2 protein-coding genes are annotated in these 2,039 nt (G+C 64.1%); both read right to left on the bottom strand.

The window, feature by feature from the left end; translation table 11 throughout:
• On the bottom strand, positions 1-425 hold a 425-nt coding region (locus JKL46_RS34635), incomplete at its 3' end, for an ATP-binding protein (protein ID WP_201842973.1).
• Positions 425-1,924 carry an IS21 family transposase gene (gene istA / locus JKL46_RS34640; protein WP_201842975.1) on the bottom strand — a complete coding sequence of 500 codons (1,500 nt, stop codon included), beginning with the start codon at positions 1,922-1,924 and terminating at the stop codon, positions 425-427. The genes istA and JKL46_RS34635, both read right to left, overlap by 1 nt.
• Positions 1,925-2,039 lie beyond the last annotated feature (115 nt).

The raw sequence follows: 2,039 nt of genomic DNA on the forward strand, positions 1-2,039 counted from the left end.
TCCAGCCGGTTGACCAGATCAACCACGTTGTAGAACCGCCCGCGGGATCCAGCGCGAATGCACGCTCGTGCAATCCCTATCGCCAGATGGGTCTTGCCCGTGCCGGTGCCGCCCACCAGGACGACGTTGCGCTCATGGGTCAGGAACTCCCCGCCGGCCAGATCCCGCACGAGGCCTTCATTGATCGGCGTGCCGGCAAAGACGAAGTCCTCAAGGTCCTTGGCCAAGGGCAGTTTGGCAATCGTCATCTGGTACTTGATCGAGCGCGCGTGCTTCTCGGCGATCTCGGCTGACAGAAGATCGCCCACCACCCGCTGTGGTTCGTGACTGCGCTTGATTGCCGTCGTGATGATCTCGTCATAGGCCGACCTCATGCCATAGAGCTTGAGGTCGGCCATGGCGGCCAGGATCTCAGTCCGTTCCATCACACAGCCCTCCTGATACTGTCGTAGCGGGCACAATCGGCCTGCGGCTCATGCCGGAGCCGCAAGGCCTGTGGGGTCGTGATCGTCAGCGGCGGGGCAGGCTCGCGCCGCCGGGCGAGGATGTTGAGGATCACGTCGGCGGACCAGACGCCCTCACTCAGAGCCTCGGCACAGGCAGCCTCAATCGCCGGCAGTCCGTCGCTGAGCACCGCCGCCAGGATGCTGACCATCTGGCGGTCGCCGTCATGTTGGCCGGCAAGCTTGCGCCGGACACGCTCAAGGGCGGCGGGTAGAACCCAGTTCTTGAACGGAGCACCATTGCGCAGAGCCCCGGGCTTGCGGGTCAGCACCGGCACGTAATGCCAGGGATCGAAGATCGTCTGATCACGACCGAAGCAGCGGACATGCTCCGCTACGATCCGGCCGTCCTGACGGCATTCAATCCGATCCGCATAGGCCCGGATCTCCACCGGGCGCCCGACAGCACTGGCGGCGACCGAGTACTTGTTGGAGTCGAAGCGCACCAGACAGGTTCGGGAGACAGAAGCGGGAATGGCGTGGAAGCCATCGAAGGGTCCGGGATAGGACACCAGGCTGGCGCGCTCGGCTTCGAAGACCTGCCAGATCGTCCGGTCGCGGTGCTCGGGATGGGCATGCGCTTTGGCATAGGCGATACACTGATCGAGCAACCAGGCGTTCAGCTCGTCATAGCTCTTCACCCGCAGCCGTGGCGTGAAGAAGCGCTCACGCACGAGCCCAACCTGGTTCTCTACCTGACCCTTCTCCCAGCCGGAGGCTGGCGTGCAGGCGACCGGCTCGACCAGGTAATGCCCGCACATCTGGAGAAAGCGGCGGTTGTAGGCACGCTCCTTGCCGATGAAGATGGCGTCCACTGCCGTCTTCATGTTGTCGTAGATGCCGCGCCGGCAGGCTCCCTTGAAGAACGCGAAGGCGCGATCATGGGCATCGAACACCATCTCCTGGCTCTCACGTGGATAAGCCCGCACGAACATCATGCGCGAGTGGCAGAGCCGGACGTGGGCGACTTTGACGGTGGCCGGCATGCCGTTGAGCAGGATGACTTCGTGGCTCCAGTCGAACTGGTAGGCCTCGCCCGGCGCAAAGCTGAGCGGCACGAAGACGGCGGTCGCCGAGGTGGACTGCTCCCGGCGCCAGCTCCTGGCATAGCGGCGTACGGCATCATAGCCGCCCTCATAGCCAAGACCCCTCAACTCCTCGAAGAGCCGGATCAGGGTCAGACGTTCCCGAGCAGGCTTGGCGTCGTTGAGTGCCAGCAGGCGCTCCAGATCCTCCCTCCAGGGGCCGATGCGTGGCAGAGGTTGGCGTTCGCGCTCGTAGCGGAACTCGGTGGCTCCCGAGCGCAGCACCTTGCGGACGGTGTTGCGCGCGATGTGGAGGTCGCGGGCGATCTGCTTGATCGTCCTGCCGCGCACGAAGAACTCGCGCCGGATCCGTGCAATCGTGTCCACGCCCTTCATCCCCTGCCACCTATCCTGATCCAGGACAGGCAGTGTGCTCGCGTGACAGCCGCAGGGGTCAAATTTGGACGCCGATCCCCTGTCTCAGGGGGTCAACATTGCACGCCGAAACACA

The sequence above is a fragment of the Microvirga zambiensis WSM3693 genome (genome assembly GCF_016735695.1).
In the GTDB taxonomy this organism is placed as follows: domain Bacteria; phylum Pseudomonadota; class Alphaproteobacteria; order Rhizobiales; family Beijerinckiaceae; genus Microvirga; species Microvirga zambiensis.